This window comes from Actinoplanes sp. CA-030573 (genome assembly GCF_050951115.1).
Taxonomy (GTDB): Bacteria; Actinomycetota; Actinomycetes; order Mycobacteriales; family Micromonosporaceae; genus Actinoplanes.
Window position 1 is genome coordinate 6,857,996 of sequence record NZ_CP192038.1, and the last position, 17,970, is coordinate 6,875,965.

General features: G+C 75.1%; 14 protein-coding genes. 6 read left to right on the forward strand and 8 right to left on the reverse strand.

The features are described from left to right. Positions 1–16 precede the first annotated feature (16 nt). From ACQP2F_RS31595 to ACQP2F_RS31620, 6 genes are all read right to left on the reverse strand, one after another. The gene (locus ACQP2F_RS31595) at positions 17–1,351 is read right to left on the reverse strand and encodes an FAD-dependent oxidoreductase (RefSeq protein WP_433293832.1); all 1,335 of its coding nucleotides are present in this window, start codon (positions 1,349–1,351) and stop codon (positions 17–19) included. A 146-nt stretch (positions 1,352–1,497) separates the two neighbouring features. Beyond that, entirely contained in the window at positions 1,498–2,100 is a 603-nt protein-coding gene (locus ACQP2F_RS31600; protein WP_433293834.1) for a hypothetical protein, read from the reverse strand. 64 nt (positions 2,101–2,164) lie between these two features. Further along, positions 2,165–3,436, reverse strand: a complete 1,272-nt coding sequence (locus tag ACQP2F_RS31605; RefSeq protein WP_433293836.1) for a hypothetical protein — start codon at positions 3,434–3,436, stop codon at positions 2,165–2,167. After that, on the reverse strand, positions 3,433–4,233 hold the full coding sequence (locus tag ACQP2F_RS31610; RefSeq protein WP_433293838.1) for an ABC transporter ATP-binding protein: 801 nt from the start codon (positions 4,231–4,233) through the stop codon (positions 3,433–3,435). Before ACQP2F_RS31610 ends, ACQP2F_RS31605 begins: the two co-directional genes overlap by 4 nt. Before the next feature lie 20 nt (positions 4,234–4,253). After that, complete coding sequence (locus tag ACQP2F_RS31615; protein WP_433293840.1) at positions 4,254–5,048, reverse strand: hypothetical protein; 795 nt, start codon at positions 5,046–5,048, stop codon at positions 4,254–4,256. Further along, on the reverse strand, positions 5,045–5,632 hold the full coding sequence (locus ACQP2F_RS31620) for an RNA polymerase sigma factor (RefSeq protein ID WP_433293841.1): 588 nt from the start codon (positions 5,630–5,632) through the stop codon (positions 5,045–5,047). The genes ACQP2F_RS31615 and ACQP2F_RS31620 overlap by 4 nt, the downstream gene beginning before the upstream one ends. Positions 5,633–5,769: 137 nt before the next feature. On the opposite strand from ACQP2F_RS31620, the gene ACQP2F_RS31625 reads away from it, so the two are divergent. From ACQP2F_RS31625 to ACQP2F_RS31650, 6 genes are all read left to right on the forward strand, one after another. Continuing rightward, a complete protein-coding gene (locus tag ACQP2F_RS31625; RefSeq protein WP_433293843.1) occupies positions 5,770–6,792 on the forward strand; it encodes a lysylphosphatidylglycerol synthase transmembrane domain-containing protein in 1,023 nt (340 codons plus the stop codon). Continuing rightward, positions 6,783–8,024 (forward strand): glycosyltransferase family 4 protein, encoded by a 1,242-nt coding sequence (locus tag ACQP2F_RS31630; protein ID WP_433293847.1) that lies wholly within the window; start codon positions 6,783–6,785, stop codon positions 8,022–8,024. The genes ACQP2F_RS31625 and ACQP2F_RS31630 overlap by 10 nt, the downstream gene beginning before the upstream one ends. Beyond that, positions 8,021–8,836, forward strand: coding sequence for a PIG-L family deacetylase (locus ACQP2F_RS31635; protein ID WP_433293849.1), 816 nt, complete (start codon positions 8,021–8,023; stop codon positions 8,834–8,836). Before ACQP2F_RS31630 ends, ACQP2F_RS31635 begins: the two co-directional genes overlap by 4 nt. Before the next feature lie 46 nt (positions 8,837–8,882). Continuing rightward, a complete protein-coding gene (locus tag ACQP2F_RS31640; protein WP_433293853.1) occupies positions 8,883–9,674 on the forward strand; it encodes a polysaccharide deacetylase family protein in 792 nt (263 codons plus the stop codon). Continuing rightward, positions 9,671–10,882 carry a YncE family protein gene (locus ACQP2F_RS31645; protein ID WP_433293855.1) on the forward strand — a complete coding sequence of 404 codons (1,212 nt, stop codon included), beginning with the start codon at positions 9,671–9,673 and terminating at the stop codon, positions 10,880–10,882. Before ACQP2F_RS31640 ends, ACQP2F_RS31645 begins: the two co-directional genes overlap by 4 nt. Positions 10,883–10,978: 96 nt before the next feature. Then, positions 10,979–12,637, forward strand: a complete 1,659-nt coding sequence (locus tag ACQP2F_RS31650) for a S8 family serine peptidase (protein WP_433293858.1) — start codon at positions 10,979–10,981, stop codon at positions 12,635–12,637. A 39-nt stretch (positions 12,638–12,676) separates the two neighbouring features. Here the strand turns inward: ACQP2F_RS31650 and ACQP2F_RS31655 are convergent, their stop codons facing one another. Both ACQP2F_RS31655 and ACQP2F_RS31660 read right to left on the reverse strand, forming a co-directional pair. Then, positions 12,677–13,675, reverse strand: a complete 999-nt coding sequence (locus ACQP2F_RS31655; protein ID WP_433293860.1) for a tetratricopeptide repeat protein — start codon at positions 13,673–13,675, stop codon at positions 12,677–12,679. A 4-nt stretch (positions 13,676–13,679) separates the two neighbouring features. Further along, positions 13,680–17,780, reverse strand: a complete 4,101-nt coding sequence (locus ACQP2F_RS31660; protein WP_433293862.1) for a caspase, EACC1-associated type — start codon at positions 17,778–17,780, stop codon at positions 13,680–13,682. Between the last annotated feature and the right edge of the window lie 190 nt (positions 17,781–17,970).

Below are 17,970 nucleotides of genomic sequence, written 5' to 3' on the forward strand. Positions count from 1 at the left end.
GGGGTGACCCCGGCATTCATGGGGTGGCGCCGGCCGGGACGCGGTCGACCCGTTCGACGATCTCCGGCCGGAGCAGGCTCGCCGGCGGATCGACCAGGCTGGTCACCCGCACCAGCGCCACCGCTACCTCGTCGTCCTCGGTCGCGGCCAGCTGCAGCCGGCGCAGGTAGTCGGGGGTGAGCGGCGACTCGGACAGCGCCGGGCCGGTCACCCCCGGCAGGGCGAGATCAGCGCCGACGGCCAGCCGCCACGGGGCCTCCAGGATGCGGGAGACGGCCTGGAAGTAGCGGTACGGGTCGGGCTCGCCGCCGTGGGCCAGCTCGTCGCCGAGGGCGGCGGCGTTCATCGCGGCCACCGACATGCCCTGGCCGTAGACGGGGTTGAAACCGCAGGTCGCGTCCCCGGCGACGAGCAGGCCGGCCGGGAAGCGGCGCAGCTGGTCGTAGCGGTGCCGCACATAGGCCGGGAAGCGGAACGGCACCGGCGGCCCGAGCGGCTCGGCGGCGCGCAGCACGTCGTAGGTGTCGGGCATGGACAGACTTCGCGCGTACGCCCGGAGGTCGCCGGCCAGCAGCGGCGGGCGCTCGCCCAGCACGCCGGCCAGGGTGATCAGCACCCGGTCGCCCTCCAGGCGCTGCATCACGCTGCTGCGCAGCTGCCCCGGGAAGCGCGGGGTCACCACCACCAGGTCGCCGCCGAGCAGATCACCGGGCGCCGCGACCACGCAGGTGCTGTAGGCGAGGTCGATCGCGACCGTGTCGGCGGCGGGCGCCTCGTACCCGAGCTCGGCCAGCCACCGCGGCGTCCGGGAGCCCCGGCCGGTGGCGTCGACGACCAGGCCGGCGGAGACCACGCGGGCGTCGGAGCCGTCCCGGTTGGCCACCTCGGCCCCGGTGATCCGCTCGCGCCCCGGCGAGGCGTGCAGGCCGGTCACGTCGTACCCCTCGAGGAAGGTGACGTTGGGCAGCGCCCGCACCCGCTCCCGGATCGTGCCCTCCAGGAGAGGCCGGCTGGCCGAGAGGGCCTTCACGCCCGCGGTCGCCCGCCGCAACGCCCGCCCGTTGAGGTACCACCGGACGTCGGCGAGCATGTCGCCGGTGGACCCGCCGGCCGCGATCACCTGAGCGGTGAAGCCCGGAAGCAGCTCCTCGATGATCTGCAAACCGCGCGGCAGCATGGCGTGCACGTGCTGCCCATGCGGCACCCCGCGCCGCTGCTCGGCGCCGGCGGGTAAGTGATCACGCTCGACGATCGCGACACTGGCATAGTGGTCCGCGAGCACGCGGGCGGTCAGCAGCCCGGCGACGCTCCCGCCCAGCACCAGCGCGTGTTTCCCGATGGTTCCGGCCATGGTGTGACTCCCCCTCGTGTGGTGGCCTGCCATCGGGGAAGGCTGACACGGGTGAAGCACATCGGCATCGGTCCTGCCGCGAAGGCGACACGCCAGGCCCGGTGATCCGACATCCCGCCGATCGCCCCGGCCCGGCGGCTCGGCCGTCATGTGGCCGACCCGGCCGGTGCGCGCCTGGCCGGCCCGGCCGCCGCATAGGCGACAAGCCCGGCCGCGGCGAGCAACCCGGCGACCACCCCCGCGGCGGTGCTCGACGGAGCCTGGGACTGCCAGGTCGCGATCCGGCCGAGCAGCGGCTCCGCCCGCGGGAACATGATGGCGGCCAGCGTCCAGCCCAGCGGCAGGAACCACGCGCGCGGCGTGCCGATCGTCGCCGCGCCCAGCGCCGTCAGCCCGAGCAGGCCGGCCGCATCCCGTACCACGAGCCCGGCCGGCCCGAAGCGCGCCCCGGTCGCCAGCGTGACCAGCGGCAGGCCCGCCACGACCAGCGACGCCACCAGCAGGTGCGCGGCCCGGCGCGGCGCCCAGCGCAGGGCGGCTGTCTTCTCCAGGGCGTCGTCGGGCCCGCCGAGGGTGGCGGTGAGCGCGGCGACCGAGAGCAGCAGCGTGAGGACCACCATCTCGGGGCCGACCGCCCGGCTGTCGGAGAAGACCGACCACAGCGACCACGACACCACCGCGCACCCGCCCGCCCCGATCAGCGCGGCCGGAGCGTGCCGGGAGCGCAGGTACAACCCGAGCCACCTCATGGCGCGACCCATCGGGCCGGCGTCGCCGCGGCGTGCCGGGAGCGCGGGGGCTGCCCCAGCCACCTCATCGCGGGACCGAACAGGTCAGCGCGGCCGTGCGCAGCGCCACGACCCGGGCCTGCGCCTCGCCAGCCGGCAGCGCGTGCAACGTCTCCCACAGCGCCCGCGCCTCGGCGTCGGCGGGCGGCCGCCCGATCAGCCAGGAGGCGGCGGCCAGCGCCTGCGCCGCGCTCGCCGTGCTCTCGCAGTGCGGCGGACTGGCGAACGCCCCGGTCACCACCTCCACCGGCACGTCGGCCCGGTCGCGGAGGTGACCGTTCGTGCCCACCTCGACCTCGAGCAGCACCACGTCGTTGTCCCAGGCCGGGTAGACATCGGGCACGTAGGTGGTGGTGTCCTCGTGCACGCGGGTCGGCGCGCCCGGCAGCTTCGCCAGCGCGGCCAGCCCCTCGGCCGCTCCGGGGCCCACCTCGCCCAGCAGTCCGGAGTGGACCCGGCTCAGGCACACCCGCGGCTGGTCCTTCGCGCACACCAGCTCCTGCGCGGTGGTGTCGACCGAGGAGACGACGTACCGGTTCCGGTGCGGCATGACGGCGACGGCCAGCACCACCCCCAAGATCAAAGGCACCACCGCGGCCGTACGCGAACGCCAGCCACCGGAGATCGCCAGCAGCAGCGCGGTGACCGTCAGCGCCGCCAGCCACAGGGCCTGGGCGGCGCTCGCCCGCTCCGGGACCGTCGTGTAGGCGTCCGGCATGTTCATCTCGTAGATCGGCGAGAACACCAGTGCCAGCCAGCCCCGCGGCCGGGTCGCGCCCGGGATGAGCAGCAGCAGCGCGAGACCGCCCACGCCCAGGGCGGGCGCGGTCACCGGCCAGGGCAGCAGGCGGCCGGCCGCGAGACCGAGCCAGACGGCGGCGACCAGCGCCAGCGCGCCGACCCCGGTGACGACGAAGACCGACAAGGGCAGGTAGCGCGCGGTGCCGGCGATCCACAGGCCGCCCACCACGCCCATCGCCAGGTAACCGCCGACCACCGCGATCGCCATCGCGCCCAGCGTCGGCGCCGCCCGCTGGGCCCGCGGCCGCGGCGTGCTCGCGAACAGCTCGGCCACCCGCGACCGGTGCTCGCGGCGAGCCTGCCAGGCGCCCGCGGCCAGCGCCAGCGGCCAGAGCAGGACCAGGTAGAGCCGCTGGGTCATGGCCAGCTGCATCCACCCGGTGGCGAAGCCGATGCCCTCGGCGAAGAACAGGGCGAGGACGCCGACCACCAGCAGGGCGAGGGCGGTGCCGATCGCCGCCGACCGGCGCAGCTCGACGCGCAGCATCCGGCTCATCGGGCCGCCTCCGCCCGGTGCGCCTTGAGCAGCGCCGAGTAGCCGCGCTCGGCCGGGCTGTCACCGGCGTCGCGCTCCCCGCCGCGGGCGGCCAGGTCGTCCGGGGTGCCCTGGTAGACCAGCCGCCCCTCGTTGATCAGGACGACGTCGGTGCAGGCCGCGACCACGTCCTCGACCAGGTGGGTGGAGACCAGCACGCAGCTGTCGACACCGACGTCGCGCAGCAGCTCGCGGAAGTCGAGGCGCTGCTCGGGGTCGAGGCCGACGGTCGGCTCGTCGAGCAGCAGCACCGCCGGGTCGTTGACGATTGCCTGGGCGATGCCGGCCCGGCGCAGCATGCCGCCGGAGAGAGTCTTCATCCGCGCGCCGGCCTTGGCGGCCAGGCCGACCCGGTCGATCGCCCGCTGCACGGCGCCGGGGATCTCCGCCTTCGGCATCTCCTTGAGCCAGGCCATGTATTCGACGAACTCGCGCACCGTGAACCGCGGATAGAACCCGAACTGCTGGGGCAGATAACCCAGCTTCCGCCGTACGCCCCGCAGGTCGCCCCGCCCGCCGACCGGCTCGCCGAGCAGGGTCAGCTCGCCGCCGGCCGGACCGATGACGGTGGCGAGCGCCCGCATCAAGGTCGTCTTGCCGGCGCCGTTCGGGCCGAGCAGGCCGTGGACGCCGGTGCCGAGAGCCAGATCGAGCCCGTCCACGGCCAGGTGCCGTCCCGCCCGCACTCGCAGCCGATCGGCATGGACCGCCCACGGGTAGGTGGTGGGTGCCGACTCGGCCGCGCTCACCGTGCGCATCATCGTGCTCCTTCGCAGCGTCAGTTATGGCTGTTCAGCAGGCGGAAGTTGGCGGCCCGCGTCGCCGCGAGGGCGGTCAGCGCCAGGGTCAGCAGGGCCCAGGCCACGGACGACCCGGGCCGCAGCACCAGCGGCAGGCGCGCGGCGAGCACAGCCGGCGTCGCCACGGCCAGCACCCAGGCGGCGCCGAGCCAGAGGGCCGCGCGGCGCACCCCGACGAAGGCGCCGAGCGCGATGGTGGCGGCGGAGAACGCCAGGCACGGCAGCAGGGTCAGGGCCAGGTCCACGCCGCCGGTGCGGGCGCCGGCCAGGGCGAGCGCCGGCACGATCACGGCGAGCACCCCGGCCGTACGCCGCAACAGCATGGTCAATCCGGCCGCCGGGGTGGTCGCGATCAGCTCGCCCATCGGGTCGTGCCGCCGGCTCCACGCGATCGCCACCCCGGGCAGCGGCGCGACCGGCGCCAGCAGCATCACCAGCGACGGCACGTCGGGCAGCAGCGCCTGCAGCCCGGCCGCGCAGGCCAGCGCCGCCACCGTCATGGTCAGCCACGGCACCAGATGCCAGACCAGCCAGCGGTTGCGCGCGGCGAACCACCGGCGGCGCGGCTCCGGCGCCGGCCCGGCCGCGATGGCGCTCTCCAGGGCGAGCGCGACCCGATCGAGGAGAGCGCGCGAGTCGTCGGCCGGCACCAGCGCCCGGCACTGGGCGCAGTCCTCGAGGTGCGTCTCGACCGACCACACGGTGACCTCGTCGAGGGCCGGCTCCCCCTGCGCGTACCGGCTGATGATCTCTCGGCTCGGATGGGTCGTCATGACAGCGCCTCCCGCAGCGCGATCCGGGCCCGCCGGGCCCGCGATTTCACCGTGTTCTCCGGCATCCCCAGCAGCAGCGACGTCTCCCGCACGGACAGGCCGTCGAGGACCATCGCCCGCAGCACCTGACGCGCCTCGGCCGGCAGCTCGAGCAGGGCCCGTTCCAGCTCGTGCCCGACCTGCCCGGCCAGCACCTCGTCCTCGGCGGCGGCGGCGACCGTCTCGGTCAGCGGCACCGGCGGCACCTGGTTCTGCCGGACCCGCCGCCGGAACGCGTCGACGAGCCGATGGGCGGCGATCGTCCAGAGCCAGCCGAGCGCGCTGCCCTGGGCCACCGACTTTCCCTGGGCCACCGAGCTTCCTTGGGCAGCCGTACCCGCGAAGCTGCCGGCCGCCCGCCACACCGCGAGGTAGGTCTCCTGCATGACGTCGGCGACCATGTCGTCGTCGGCACACCGCCGCCGCAGCCGGGCCAGCAGCCATGGCGACGTCCGCCGGTACAGCTCGTCGAACGCGCGACGGTCCCCCGCCGCTATGCGTCGCACGAGCTCGCCCTCGTCGGCGGCCTCCAGGCTTCTTTTCACACCCAGCTAGACGACGGCGGCGGCGCCGCGGGTGCCTCGCAGCGTGTGACTTGGGCCACAGCGGTGCTTTCAGCGTTCCCTCAGTACGCGTTTGTGATCGTCGCCGGGTCGGGTGCGGTTCGGCGATGGAGGCTCGCGTGCCGATACGAAGACCGGCTCGGATCGCCGTGGCCGTGGCCGTCGTCGCGGCGGTGGCGTGGGCGGCCGGACGGCTGCCGGCCGTGGGCGGCTCGTGGACGGCGGCGCTCGGTCTGATCGGCCGGCTCCCGTGGTTCGAGATCCTCGGCCTCGGCGCCGTCTGGATGCTCGGCCTGTGCGTGCACGCGACCGTGCTCAGCGCGTCGATGCCCGGCCTGCGCCGCCGCCGGGCCCTGACCCTGAACCTGACCGGCAGCGCCGTCTCCAACGTCCTGCCCCTGGGCGGCCTGGCCGGCACCGCGCTGAACCTCTCCATGACCCGGTCCTGGGGACACAGCCGCCTCGACTTCGCCCGCTTCGTCGTGGTCACGAAGGCCTGCGACGTCATCGCCAAGCTGCTGATGCCCGCGGTGGCGGTCGGCGCCCTGCTCGCTTCCGGCGCTCTGTCCCCGGCCGCCGGCGGCTGGGTGCTCGCCGCCGCCGTCGCGTTCGGGGCCGGAGCGCTGCTGCTGCGGGCGATGTGCGGGCGCGCTACGCCGCTGCTGCACGTGGTCGGCCTGGCATCCCGGGCCTGTTCGTGGGCGTCGCGCGGGCGGTCGGTGGGTGCAGGCTGGCCGACGGCGGTCTCCGCCCTGCTCGAGGGCACGGACGTGCTGGTCCGGCGGCGACGGCTCACCCTCACGCTGGGCATGGCCGGCTACTGGCTCGCCCAGGGCGCGCTGTTCTGGTGCTGCCTCGCCGCCGTCGGGCTGCGGCCGTCGCCGCCGGTGGTGCTGGCCGGTCTGGTCGCCGAGCGGCTGATGACGCTGCTGGTGGTCACCCCGGGCGGCGCCGGCCCGGCCGAGACGGCCATGATCACGGTCCTGATCGCGCTCGGCGCCGATCCCACCCGGGCGCTGGCCGGGGTGCTGCTCTTCCGCGCGTTCGTCTTCGCGGCCGAGATCCCGGTGGGCGGCGCGGTTCTGCTCGGGTGGTGGGCGAGCAGGCGATTGACCGTACGCCGGGAGCCGGCATGCGTGTAGCCCATGTCACCGACGTCTACCTGCCACGGCTGGGCGGCGTCGAGTTGCAGGTCCACGACCTGGCCACCCACCAGCGCCACCGCGGCGACGAAACCGTGGTCATCACCACCACCCCGGCCGCCGGCGCCGGCGCGGCGCTCGGTCCCGCCGCCCCGGTTCTCCCGGCGGCCGGCGACGTCCCGGTCCTGAGGCTGGGCGCCGGTCGACGGCTCGGCGCCGGCCCCTACCGCCGGGTGCCGGGCCCGGAGCTGACCGGCGCTCTCCGGTCGTGCGGCGCGGACGTGGTCCACGTCCACATCTCCACCCTGTCGCCACTGTCGTGGACGGCAGCCCGGACCGCGGCCGCGAGCGGCCTGCCGACGGTCATCTCGGTGCACTCGATGTGGCACGACATCCTGCCGCTGGCCCGCCGGTACGCACGGTGGCACGGCACCGCCCGATGGCCGGCAGTATGGACGGCGGTCAGCACCGCGGCCGCCGAGGCGGTGAGCGCGGCCCTGGACGGCACGGCCGTCGGCGTCCTGCCCAACGGCATCGATCCCGCCGACTGGCGGACCGCACGGCCCGCGGCCAAGCCGTTCGCCACCGGGGCGCCCGTGCCGACGCTGGTGAGCGTGATGCGCATGGTCGGCCGGAAGCGGCCTCTCCCGCTTCTCGACGTCCTGCTCGGCCTGCGGGACGACCACCCCGGACGGTTCCGGGCGGTGCTGGTCGGCGACGGCCCGCAGCTGCCGCGGATGCGGAGACGAGCCGGCGCGACCGGCGGGACCGGCACGACCGGCACCACCGGTGCCACCGGCGCGACCGGCGCGACCGGCGCGACCGGCGGCATCGAGCTGACCGGCGCGCTGACCCGCCCGGCGATCCGTCGCGTCCTGGCCGCGGCGGATCTCTACATCGCGCCTGCCGTGCGCGAGTCGTTCGGGATCGCCGCCCTCGAGGCCCGCACCGCCGGCCTCCCGGTCGTGGCCCGCGCCGGCACCGGCGTCGCCGACTTCATCCGGCCCGGCGTCGAGGGCTGGCTGGTCCGCTCCGACCAGGAGCTCGCCACGACGCTCGCCGCACTCCTCGACGATCCGGCGCGGCTCGCCGCCGTGGCCGCGCACAACCGGGCCACCGCGCCGCCGATGAGCTGGCCGGCCGTGCTCGCCGCCGCCGACGCGCTGTACGAGACGGCGATCCGGCGCCGACCGGTTCCACCGGACCGAGGACGGGTGGAGGTGCCCGGATGACGGACCGGTTCACGCTGGTGGCGTTCCACGCCCATCCGGACGACGAAAGCCTGCTCACCGGCGGCACCCTGGCCCGCGCCGCCGCCGAGGGCCACCGGGTGGTGCTGGTGGTCGCCACCCTCGGCGAGGCCGGCGCCCAGGGGCCCGCCGAGCAGGTCGCCACCCGCCGGCACGCCGAGCTGCTCCGCGCGGCCGCCGCCCTCGGCTGCGCCCGGGTCGCCGTCCTCGGCTACCGCGACTCTGGCCTGCACGGCGACGCCCCACCGGCGGCCGGCGGCCGGCCGCGGTTCGTCGACGTGCCGGTCGCCGAGGCGGCGGCGGGGCTGATCGCCATTCTGCGCGAGGAGCGGGCGCACGTGCTCACCGGCTACGACGCGCACGGCGGGTACGGCCACCCGGACCACCGCCACCTGCATCACGTCGCTCGGCACGCCGCCGCCGCGGCCGGGACCCCGGTGCTGCTCGAGGCGACGGTCGACCGTGGACGGCTGCGGGCGGCGCTGCGGCTGATGCGGCCGGCCGGCCGGTTGCTGCCGCGGCTCCCGCTGACCGCGTCATCCGGCAGCTACGCCGCCCGGAGCGACACCACCCACGTGGTCGACGTCGGACGGTTCTGGCGGCAGAAACGTGAAGCCCTGCGCATGCACGAGACCCAGATGCGCGGCGGCCCTGGCATACGCACGGTCGCACTGCTCGGGCGGCTGCCGGGACCGGTGTTCCGCGCGGTCGCCGGCCGCGAATGGTTCATCGAGACCGGTCGCGAACCGGCCGCGCGGGCGGACGATGACGTGTTCATCAGTTTGCGGTCCTAAGTCGCTTTCAGCCTTTTCTCATGCGCGCCCGCCTAGCGTGCGCGCCATGGAACGCCGTGACGCCCTCCGCGCGGTCACCGCCCTCGCCCTCGGCGCCGCCGCCGCGGGCTGTGACCCCGCGCCGCCCGCATCCGCCCCGAGGCCGGTCCGACCGGCACATTCCCCCGATCCGGCGAACGCGGCGGGTCCGGCGAACGAAGTAGGCTCAGCGGACGCGACCGATCCGGCCGCAACAGTTCCGCCCGGCGAGCTGCGGCACGGGCCACGCGACCGTCCCCAGGTGGCGCTGACCTTCCACGGCCAGGGCCGACCGAGGCAGGTGAGCGCCCTGCTCGACGAGGTGAACAAGGGCGGCGCCCGCATCACCGTGCTGGCCGTCGGCACCTGGCTGTCCGCCAACCCGGCCCTCGGCCGGCGCATCCTCGCCGACGGTCATGAGCTCGGCAACCACACCCAGCATCACGCCGACATCAAGGCGATGACTCCGGCGCAGGCCTACGCCGAGGTCGCGGCGTGCGCCGAAGCGATCAAGGGCGTCGCCGGCGGGATCGGCCGGTGGTTCCGGCCCTCGCAAACCCAGTTCGCGACCGCGATGATCGAGGCGGCCGCCCGCCGGGCCGGCTATCCGAACTGCCTCTCGTACGACGTGGACCCCCGCGACTTCACCGATCCCGGCCCGTCCGCGATCGTCGCGGCGACCCTCGCCGCGGTCCGGCCCGGCTCGATCGTCAGCCTGCACTGCGGCCACGACGGGACGGTGGCCGCGATCGCCCCGCTGCTGGCCGGCCTGCGGGACCGCGGCCTGCGCCCGGTCACGGCGTCGGAGCTGTTCGCATGACCCGCCGGATCGCCGCCCTGGCCGCCCTGCTCGTGCTGGCCGGCTGCACCAGCTCGCCCGCGCCGGCCGTGCCCCGCGCCGCTCACCCGTCCCCGGCCACGCCCGGCCCGGCGCCGACGGCGGCGGGGGCGACGGGGGCAGGGGCGACGGGGGCGAGGGCGGGGGCGACGACGGCGACGGGCCTGCTGCCGGGGATGCCGCCGCCGCTCGATCCGGCCGACGTCTACGCGGCCGACCGTCCCGGCCATCTGACCGGCGCCGCGGTCCACGCCCGGCCGCTGGTCTACGTCCCGAATTTCGGCAGCGACACCGTAACGCTGATCGACCCCCGCACGTACCGGGTGATCGCCACCGTGCCCGCCGGTCAGGGCCCGCAGCACGTCGTGCCGTCGTGGGACCTGCGCACACTGTGGATCAACGACAACAGCGGCAACGCGCTGATCCCGATCGACCCCGGCACCGGCCGGCTGGGCCGTCCCGTGCCGGTCGACGACCCGTACAACCTCTATTTCACGCCGGACGGCAGGTTCGCGATGGTGATGGCCGAGTCCCGCCGGGCGATCATCTTCAGCGATCCGCACACCATGGCGCCGCGGCACGTGCTCCCGGTGGGCTGCGACGGGATCAACCACGCCGATTTCTCGGCCGACGGGCGCTACTTCATCGCCACCTGCGAGTTCTCCGGCGATCTGGTCAAGGTCGACACCGCGGCGCAGCGCGTCGCCGGGCGGCTGCATCTGCCCGGGCACGCGATGCCGCAAGACATCAAGATCTCTCCCGACGGCCGTACGTGGTATGTCGCCGACATGCAGACCAGCGGGCTGTGGGTCATCGACGGCGACCATTTGGCCGTACGCTCATTCGTCCCCACCGGCGACGGCGCGCACGGCCTCTATCCCAGCCGCGACGCGCGCGATCTCTACGTCGCCAACCGGGGCGAGGGCAGCATCTCCGTCCTCGACTTCGGCACCGGCCGGGTCGTCGCCAAGTGGCGGCTGCCCGGCCACGCCAGCCCCGACATGGGTGGCGTCTCCGCCGACGGGCGCGTGCTCTGGCTCTCCGGCCGCTACGACCACGAGGTGTACGCCATCGACACCGCCACCGGCCACCTCGTCGCCCGCATCCCGGTCGGCACCGAGCCGCACGGCCTGTGCGTCTGGCCCCAGCCCGGCCGATACTCGCTCGGGCACACCGGCATTCTGCGCTGACGCCCGTCAATGCAGAAATAGCGGATTGGTCGCTCCTTCAGTCTTACCTTTAGGCGAACCTGGTCCGCCGCCGGCTTTTCCGGTGGGATTCGGGTCATGAGAAGACGCCTGACCGCCGGAGCCGTCGCCACCGCGACCGGCCTGGCCTTCCTGACCACGGTCCCGTCGGCCGCCACAGCGGCGCCCACGGCGGCCGTCGATTACACGGTCGTGTCCGCCGACGGGGTGTCCGCGGCGGACGCCGCGGCGGCCATCACCGCCGCCGGCGGCACGATCGTAAGCGGCAACGAGACCGTCGGGGTGTACCAGGTCACCTCGGCCGACGCGCGGTTCGAGGACCGGGCCGCCGCCTCCGGCAAGCTGATCGGCGCGAGCGTGCGCCGGGCCATCGGCCACGCGCCCAGCCAGATCGAGCGGATCGACACCGGCTCGATCGGGTCGGGCGGCGACGGCCACCACGGCGGACCGGCCACCATGGATCCGCTCGACGACAAGCTCTGGGGCCTGTCGATGGTCCGGGCCGACAAGGCGCGCCGGATCGAGTCCGGCAACCGCGGCGTGCGGGTCGGCATCCTCGACACCGGGCTCGACGCCACCAACCCGGACCTGGCGCCGAACTTCGACGCCCGGCTGTCCCGCAACTTCGCGCCCGACCTGCCCGACATCGACGGGCCGTGCGAGGTGCCGAGCTGCCTCGACCCGACCGGCACCGACGACGACGGGCACGGCACGCACACCGCCGGCACCATCGCCGCCGCGGCCAACGGCGTCGGCGTCTCCGGCGTCGCCCCGAACGTCACGCTGGTCGAGCTCAAGGTCGGCCAGGACTCGGGCTACTTCTTCCTCGACCCGGTGGTCAACGCGCTGACGTACGCCGGCGACCACGGCATCGACGTGGTGAACATGTCGTTCTACGTCGACCCCTGGCTCTACAACTGCGTCGCCAACCCCGCCGACAGCCCGACCGACCAGGCCGGGCAGCGGGCGATCATCGCGGGCATGCGGAGGGCCCTCGAGTACGCGCACCGCAAGGGCGTGACCATGTTCGGGTCGCTCGGCAACAACCACGAGGACCTCGGGGCCCCACGCACGGACACCTCGAGCCCCGACTACGGCGGCACGCCGTACAGCCGCCCGATCGACAACAGCACCTGCTGGGACCTGCCGGTCGAGGGTCCGCACGTGATCGGCGTGTCGGCACTCGGCCCGTCCGCGCGCAAGGCCGACTACTCCAACTACGGGCTCGAGCAGATCTCGGTGTCGGCGCCGGGCGGCTACCTGCGGGACGGTCTCGGCACGCCGTCGTACCAGAGCATCGGCAACGAGATCCTCTCCACCTACCCGCTCAAGGTGCTGCAGGCCAAGAAGCTCGTCGACGCCGACGGGAACATCACCGCGGCCGGGTCCAAGTCGGTCTTCAAGGACTGCACGAAGGCCGGGGTCTGCGGCTACTACACGTACCTCCAGGGCACCTCGATGGCCTCGCCGCACGCGGCGGGGGTGGGCGCGCTGATCGTGAGCCGCTACGGCGTGCGCGACCACCGGCACGGCGGCAAGACGATGTCGCCGGACCGGGTCGAGCGGGTGCTCTACCGCACCGCGGCCGAGCACGCCTGCCCCGACCCGCGCCTGCAGTCGTACGTGGACGTCGGCCGCAGCACCGAGTTCGACGCCTACTGCGCCGGCAGCGAGCACTTCAACGGCTTCTACGGCTACGGCATCGTCGACGCCTACGCGGCGGTCGGCGGCCGCTGACGCACGACGGCGGCCCGTTCCGGTGAGCGGGCCGCCCCGTCACGCACGGCGCCACCAGCGCTCCCGGCGCTCGTCGGGCGGCTCGCCGCCCTCGTCGTCCTCGACCGGCACCAGCCGCACCGGCTCCACGCCCGGCGCGGGCACGACGAAGACACCCGGCGCCAGCTCGGGCAGCGTCGGCGCGAGGGCGATCATCGCTTCCCGGGTGTCGTCGTGGTCCAGGCCCAAGGTTCGTTCCCGCTGGTCGAAGACTTCCTGGAGGACCCGCCGGGCCCGCATCCGGTCGCCGAGGTCGAAGAGCACCCGGCCCAGGTTGATCATTGCCCGCTGGGTGTCGGGATGCTCGGCGCCCAGCGTCGCGCGGCGGCCGTCGACCGCCTCCTGGAGCAGCGCGCGGGCCCGCTGCGGGTCGCCGAGCTGAGCGACGGTCGCGCCCAGGTTGTTGATCGTCTGCAGGGTCTCCGGGTGACGGTCGCCGAGGGTGCGCCGCTGGACGCTCAGCATGCGCTCGTAGATGGGGCGGGCGCCGCGCAGGTCGCCGAGCGCCTGCAGCGACGAGGTGAGGTTCTGATCCATCTGCAGGACGTCCGGGTGCTCGTCGCCGAGCCGGCGGCGCATCGGGGGAAGGATCCGCCGGAAGAGGTCACGGGCCTCCTCGTGCTCGCCGAGCTGATCCAGCACCAGGGCGTAGTTGTTGATGGTGGCCAGCGTGACGAAGTCGTCCTCGCCGAGGACGCGCTCCATCGCCTCGATCGTCCCGGCCAGCAGCACGCGGGCCCGCTCGAGCTCGCCGGCCCGGCGCAGCCCCTCCCCGAGCAGGCCGGCCAGCTGCAGCGTGGGCGGCAGCTCGGCGCCGAGCTGCCGCCGCACCGCAAGATCGCGTTCCCACAGCAGGCACGCGGTGCGCGCGTCGCCGCCGTCGAGGAAGCTCCAGGCCAGCTGCTCGATCTCGGCCAGCGTCCGGGCCTGCACCCCGCCGGTGCGGCGCTCCCGCTTCAGCCGCCGGTCCAGTTGGGCGAGGTAGTCCTCGATCCGCATCTCTCTACAGTAGATTCGCGTGCAAGCGCAGCAGGTGGATCGCGCCGCCGTCCTCGCCGATCGCCACCGTGACCCGGCCGCCGGCGGAGGCGACCGCACAGCTCGTCACCGGGTGGTCGGCCGTCCAGCGGGCCGTCTCCCGGTCGTAGCGCAGGCTCCACACCCGGGTCGTGCTGTCGTATCCGCTCGAGACCAGGAAGTCACCGGCGGCGCTGAACGCCGCGGCGCGCACCGCGTCACCGTGCCAGGCGAGCGAGCCGGCCGAGGTTCCGGTGAGGAGATCCCAGAGCAGGATCCGGTCGTCGCCGTACGCGCACGAGACGATGTTGCGGCCGCCCGGGATCGGGGCCAGGGCCACCACCGCCCCGCGATGACCGGCGAGGTGGTGCAACGCCTGCCCGGTCGCCGTGTCCCACACCCGGACCGTCCCGTCGTCGCCGCCGACGATGAGCAGGCGGCCGTCGCCGCCGAACGCCAGCGTGCCCGGCGAGCCCTGATGGCCGGGGAGGGTGTGCAACCGCCGGCCGGCGGCGACGTCCCACACGCGGGTCATGGCGTCTTCCCCGGCCGCGGCGACGAGCCGGCCGTCCGGGCTGATCGCCACCGAGATCGCCCCCGCATCGTCACCGTTCCACGAGCGGCCGTCCGCGCGGACCACGCCGTCGCCGCCGGCCGAGGCCACGAACCGGGCGCCGGCGGCCACGGCCCGCACGCCGTAGGCGTGGCCGGGCAGGGTGGCCACCGGCCGGGCGCCGGGCACCTCCCAGACCCGCACGGTGCCGTCGAATCCGCCGGACACTAGCGATCCGCCGCCGGGGACGAAGGCCAGCGCGTCGACGCTGCGCAGATGCCCATCGCCGGCGGGCGGCGGCGAGGTGGCCCGCGCGCCGGCCGACGACGGCGAGGTGGTCCGCGCGCCGGCGGACGGCGGCAAGCCGATCCGCGCGCCGGCGGGCGGTCGCCACAGCCGGGCGGTCCGGTCGTCGCCGGCCGACACGATCTGGCCGGTCGGGGCGGCGGCCAGCTCGACGACCCGGCCGGTGTGCCCGGCGAGCGTGTGCACGTCCCGGCCGCTGTCGATGTCGGTCACCCGGATGCGATGGTCATAGGCGACCGACACGACGTGCCGGCCGTCGGCGGTGATCGCCACCGGGCCGCCGTACTGGCGATCGGTCAACACCCGCAGCGGGCGGCCGGTGGCGAGATCCCAGACCCGCACGGTCGAGTCTCGCCCGGTCGAGGCGGCCCGGCGCCCGTCGGCGCTGACCGCGACGTGACCGGCCTCGCCGGGGCCGCCGGTGAGCGCCCACCGGGACGCCCCGGACGGCACCTTCCAGGACCGGACGGCGTGACCGTCGGCCGCCACCAGCACGGTTCCGTCCGGGGTGACCGCGATCGCGCCGACCGCCCCATCACCGACGATCGCCGCCGGCGCCGGGTCGGCCGGGCCGGAGGCGGCGGCCGGCGAGCCGGAGGCGGCGGCCGTGGCCCAGACCAGGATCGTGCCGTCGGAGCCGGATGCCACGACCCGTCCGTCCGCCGCCGCGACGTCGCGCACCGGGTGACCGAGCCCGGTCAGAACCCGGACCTCACGGCCGCTGACCAGGTGGCAGATCCGCACGGTGCGGTCGGCGCCGCCGGAGACGATCTGCCGTCCGTCCGGGGTGATCGCCACCGCGTGGACCGGGCCCGCGTGGTGCTCGAGCGCTCGCTCCTCGCGGCCGCTGCCGGCGTCCCAGACGTGCACGGCCGCCCCGGCCGCGGTGACGATGTGGCGCCCGTCCGGGCTGATCGCGACCGCGGTCACCGGCGCCCGGTGCACCAGAGTCCGTTCCAGCTCGCCGCCGGCGGTCGCGGCGAGCGGCCGGGTCGGGCACAGCCACGGCGCCCACCCGGCGGCCGCCCCGGTCAGCCGCCGCCGCAGGGCGTCCTGCTCCTCGGGAAGCCGGCCGATCACCTGCCCGGGCAGCTGCGCCGGGTCGCCCGAGAGCACGTGCGTGGACAGCTGAAGGGCGCCGTGGACTGCGTCGGCGGCCGGAACGCCGGGCAGCGCCGCGTAGTCGCGCAGCAGGCTCACCACGCCGGACGCGGCGAGCCGGGCCCGCAGCCAGTCGAGGTCGGTCAGCGTCCGCTCGAGCTCGTCCCGGTGCCCGGCCCGGCCGAGATGGTGGGCGAGGTTGTCGAGCAGGTAGCCGTCGTCGGGCGCGGCCGGCCACCCGTCCGGCGCGGCCGGCCGATAGCCGTCGATGAGCCGCCGGTGCGCCGCCTCCAGCCCGTCGCGGCCGAGCTCGTGTGCTACCACATCGGCCTGCAGGTCGTGCAGGACGAGCAGGCCACCGCCGGCCGAGGTGATCAGCGACCGCCGCTCGAAGAGGTCCAGCAGGTCCCCGGCGTCGGCGGGCCGCACGCCGGCCGGCCGCCACAGCGCCTCGGCCGCGGACCGGGGAAAAGCGCCGCGGCCGTTGAAGACGGCCAGCTCCCGGTAGCGGCGACGGGCATCGTCACCGGGCAGCTCGGCGATGCCGAGGGTGATCGCCGCGAGCAGCGTGGGATGGGGGTAGGCGGCGCCGAAGTCGGCCCGGATCTTCGACAGGTCGGCCTCGCCGAGCCGGTCGAGGATGTCGTGCCAGCGGGCCGGGGCCGCCCCCGGCCCGATCATGGCGCCGGCCATGGCGATGCCGAGCGCGAGGTTGTCGAGGCGGGTGCAGATCTCGTCGGCGGGAAGGGTGTCGAGCTCGTCCGCGGTCCGGCCGGTCCAGCGCCCGAGCAGCTCGAGCGCCTCGGGCAGGGCGAGGGCGGCGACCGCCACCACGGCGGCGTCGAGGTCGCGGGCCAGCCCGGCGTCGCGACTGGTGATCAGCAGCGGGAAGGAGGGCGGGAACGCGTCGACGATGTCGCGCTCCCAGACGTTGTCGAGGACGACCAGCACCGGTCCGGCGACCGGCAGCGCGGCCAGCGCGTCCCGGCCGGCGGCGACGGTGGCGAAGGCCGGTACGCCGCCGGTGGCGTCGGCGGCGAAGGACATGACGCCGGTGGCGCCGGCGGCGAAGGGCGCGCCGCCGCTCAGCCGCAGGGCCAGGTCGGCCTGGAGCATCCGCGGATCGGTGCGCGGTTCGACCGCCAGCCACGCCACGCCGCCCGGGTAAGCCGACCGCACCCGCTCGTCGTGCACGGCCGCCGCCGCCAGCGCGGTCTTGCCGGCGCCGCCCATCCCGGCCACGGCGACCGGTCGCCCCTGCCCGGTGGTGAGTGCCGCGACCAGGGCCGCGAGCTCGGGACGATCCACGAACCGCGACGCGCGTACCGGCGGGGCGCCCAGGAACTCCCGGCGGACCGGCGGGCCGGCGTGGTGCGGGCTGCGGGCCACCGGCAACCGCCCGGCGACCTGGCTGCGCTGCGTCGGCGTCTGCCGGGGCGTGCGGGCCCGCATCCACTCGTACACGAACTCGTAGAGCTCACCCTGGTCGACCACCCCGTCCCGGCGGAGGTCGGCGTCGCCGGTGCGCAGCCCGGCCACGATGGCGTCGGTGAACACCGATCCGGGCGCCGGGTGCCCGGGAACCGCGCCGGCGCCGGACTCGTAGGCGAACTGAATCCGGGTCGAGGCCGTCATCACCGCGCAACCGCGACCGCCGGGCTCGGCGAGCTGGTCGAGGACGTCGACCTCGACGGCGGACTTGGGCAGGTGGCCGGCCGGGAACGCGCCGGAGTAGCAGCAGTCGAGCCACACCAGCACCTGCCGGCAGCGGCTCCGGTCGATCAGCCGTCGCAGGAAGTGCCCGGCGACGGCGGTCGAGTCGTACAGGTCGCGCACGGTGTCGGCGGTGACGAGATGCAGGTCTCCGGCCTCGTCCTTGGCGCCGTGACCGGAGACGTAGACCAGGACCAGATCGTCGCGACCCGCGTCCCGGAACAGTTGGTCCAGCCGGAGCCGGACCTGGTCGGACGGGCGGTTGTGCAGCAGCTCGACCCGGTAGGCGCCCACCTCCGGGTCGGAAAGCACGGCCGCCAGCGAGGCGGCATCGCGCGCCGGGGCGCGCAGGCGGCCGAACGCGGGGTCGCGGTGGTCGTCGGTGACGATCAGGACCGCGATGCGCTCGCCCATCCCCCGCCTCCTCGAGCCTCGCCTCCGTCCACTATCCACGCTCGGCCCGGGCCGGGTACGCGATGGATCGCCGTTTGCCCTTGCGCGCATCGCTGGACATCTATACGGTCGGCAACGTCGAATTGTTCGGCAGCTTTACTAACAGTTCCGCCGCGGACATCCCCCAGGCCGGTGCGCGCCCGGCCATCCC

Coding starts and splice junctions, on each gene's coding strand:
- ACQP2F_RS31610 (WP_433293838.1), bottom strand. CDS start 4,233: ATGCGCACGGTGAGCGCGGCCGAGTCGGCACCCACCACCTACCCGTGG.
- ACQP2F_RS31600 (WP_433293834.1), bottom strand. CDS start 2,100: ATGAGGTGGCTCGGGTTGTACCTGCGCTCCCGGCACGCTCCGGCCGCG.
- ACQP2F_RS31595 (WP_433293832.1), bottom strand. CDS start 1,351: ATGGCCGGAACCATCGGGAAACACGCGCTGGTGCTGGGCGGGAGCGTC.
- ACQP2F_RS31615 (WP_433293840.1), bottom strand. CDS start 5,048: ATGACGACCCATCCGAGCCGAGAGATCATCAGCCGGTACGCGCAGGGG.
- ACQP2F_RS31660 (WP_433293862.1), bottom strand. CDS start 17,780: ATGGGCGAGCGCATCGCGGTCCTGATCGTCACCGACGACCACCGCGAC.
- ACQP2F_RS31640 (WP_433293853.1), top strand. CDS start 8,883: ATGGAACGCCGTGACGCCCTCCGCGCGGTCACCGCCCTCGCCCTCGGC.
- ACQP2F_RS31635 (WP_433293849.1), top strand. CDS start 8,021: ATGACGGACCGGTTCACGCTGGTGGCGTTCCACGCCCATCCGGACGAC.
- ACQP2F_RS31645 (WP_433293855.1), top strand. CDS start 9,671: ATGACCCGCCGGATCGCCGCCCTGGCCGCCCTGCTCGTGCTGGCCGGC.
- ACQP2F_RS31655 (WP_433293860.1), bottom strand. CDS start 13,675: ATGCGGATCGAGGACTACCTCGCCCAACTGGACCGGCGGCTGAAGCGG.
- ACQP2F_RS31630 (WP_433293847.1), top strand. CDS start 6,783: ATGCGTGTAGCCCATGTCACCGACGTCTACCTGCCACGGCTGGGCGGC.
- ACQP2F_RS31650 (WP_433293858.1), top strand. CDS start 10,979: ATGAGAAGACGCCTGACCGCCGGAGCCGTCGCCACCGCGACCGGCCTG.
- ACQP2F_RS31605 (WP_433293836.1), bottom strand. CDS start 3,436: ATGAGCCGGATGCTGCGCGTCGAGCTGCGCCGGTCGGCGGCGATCGGC.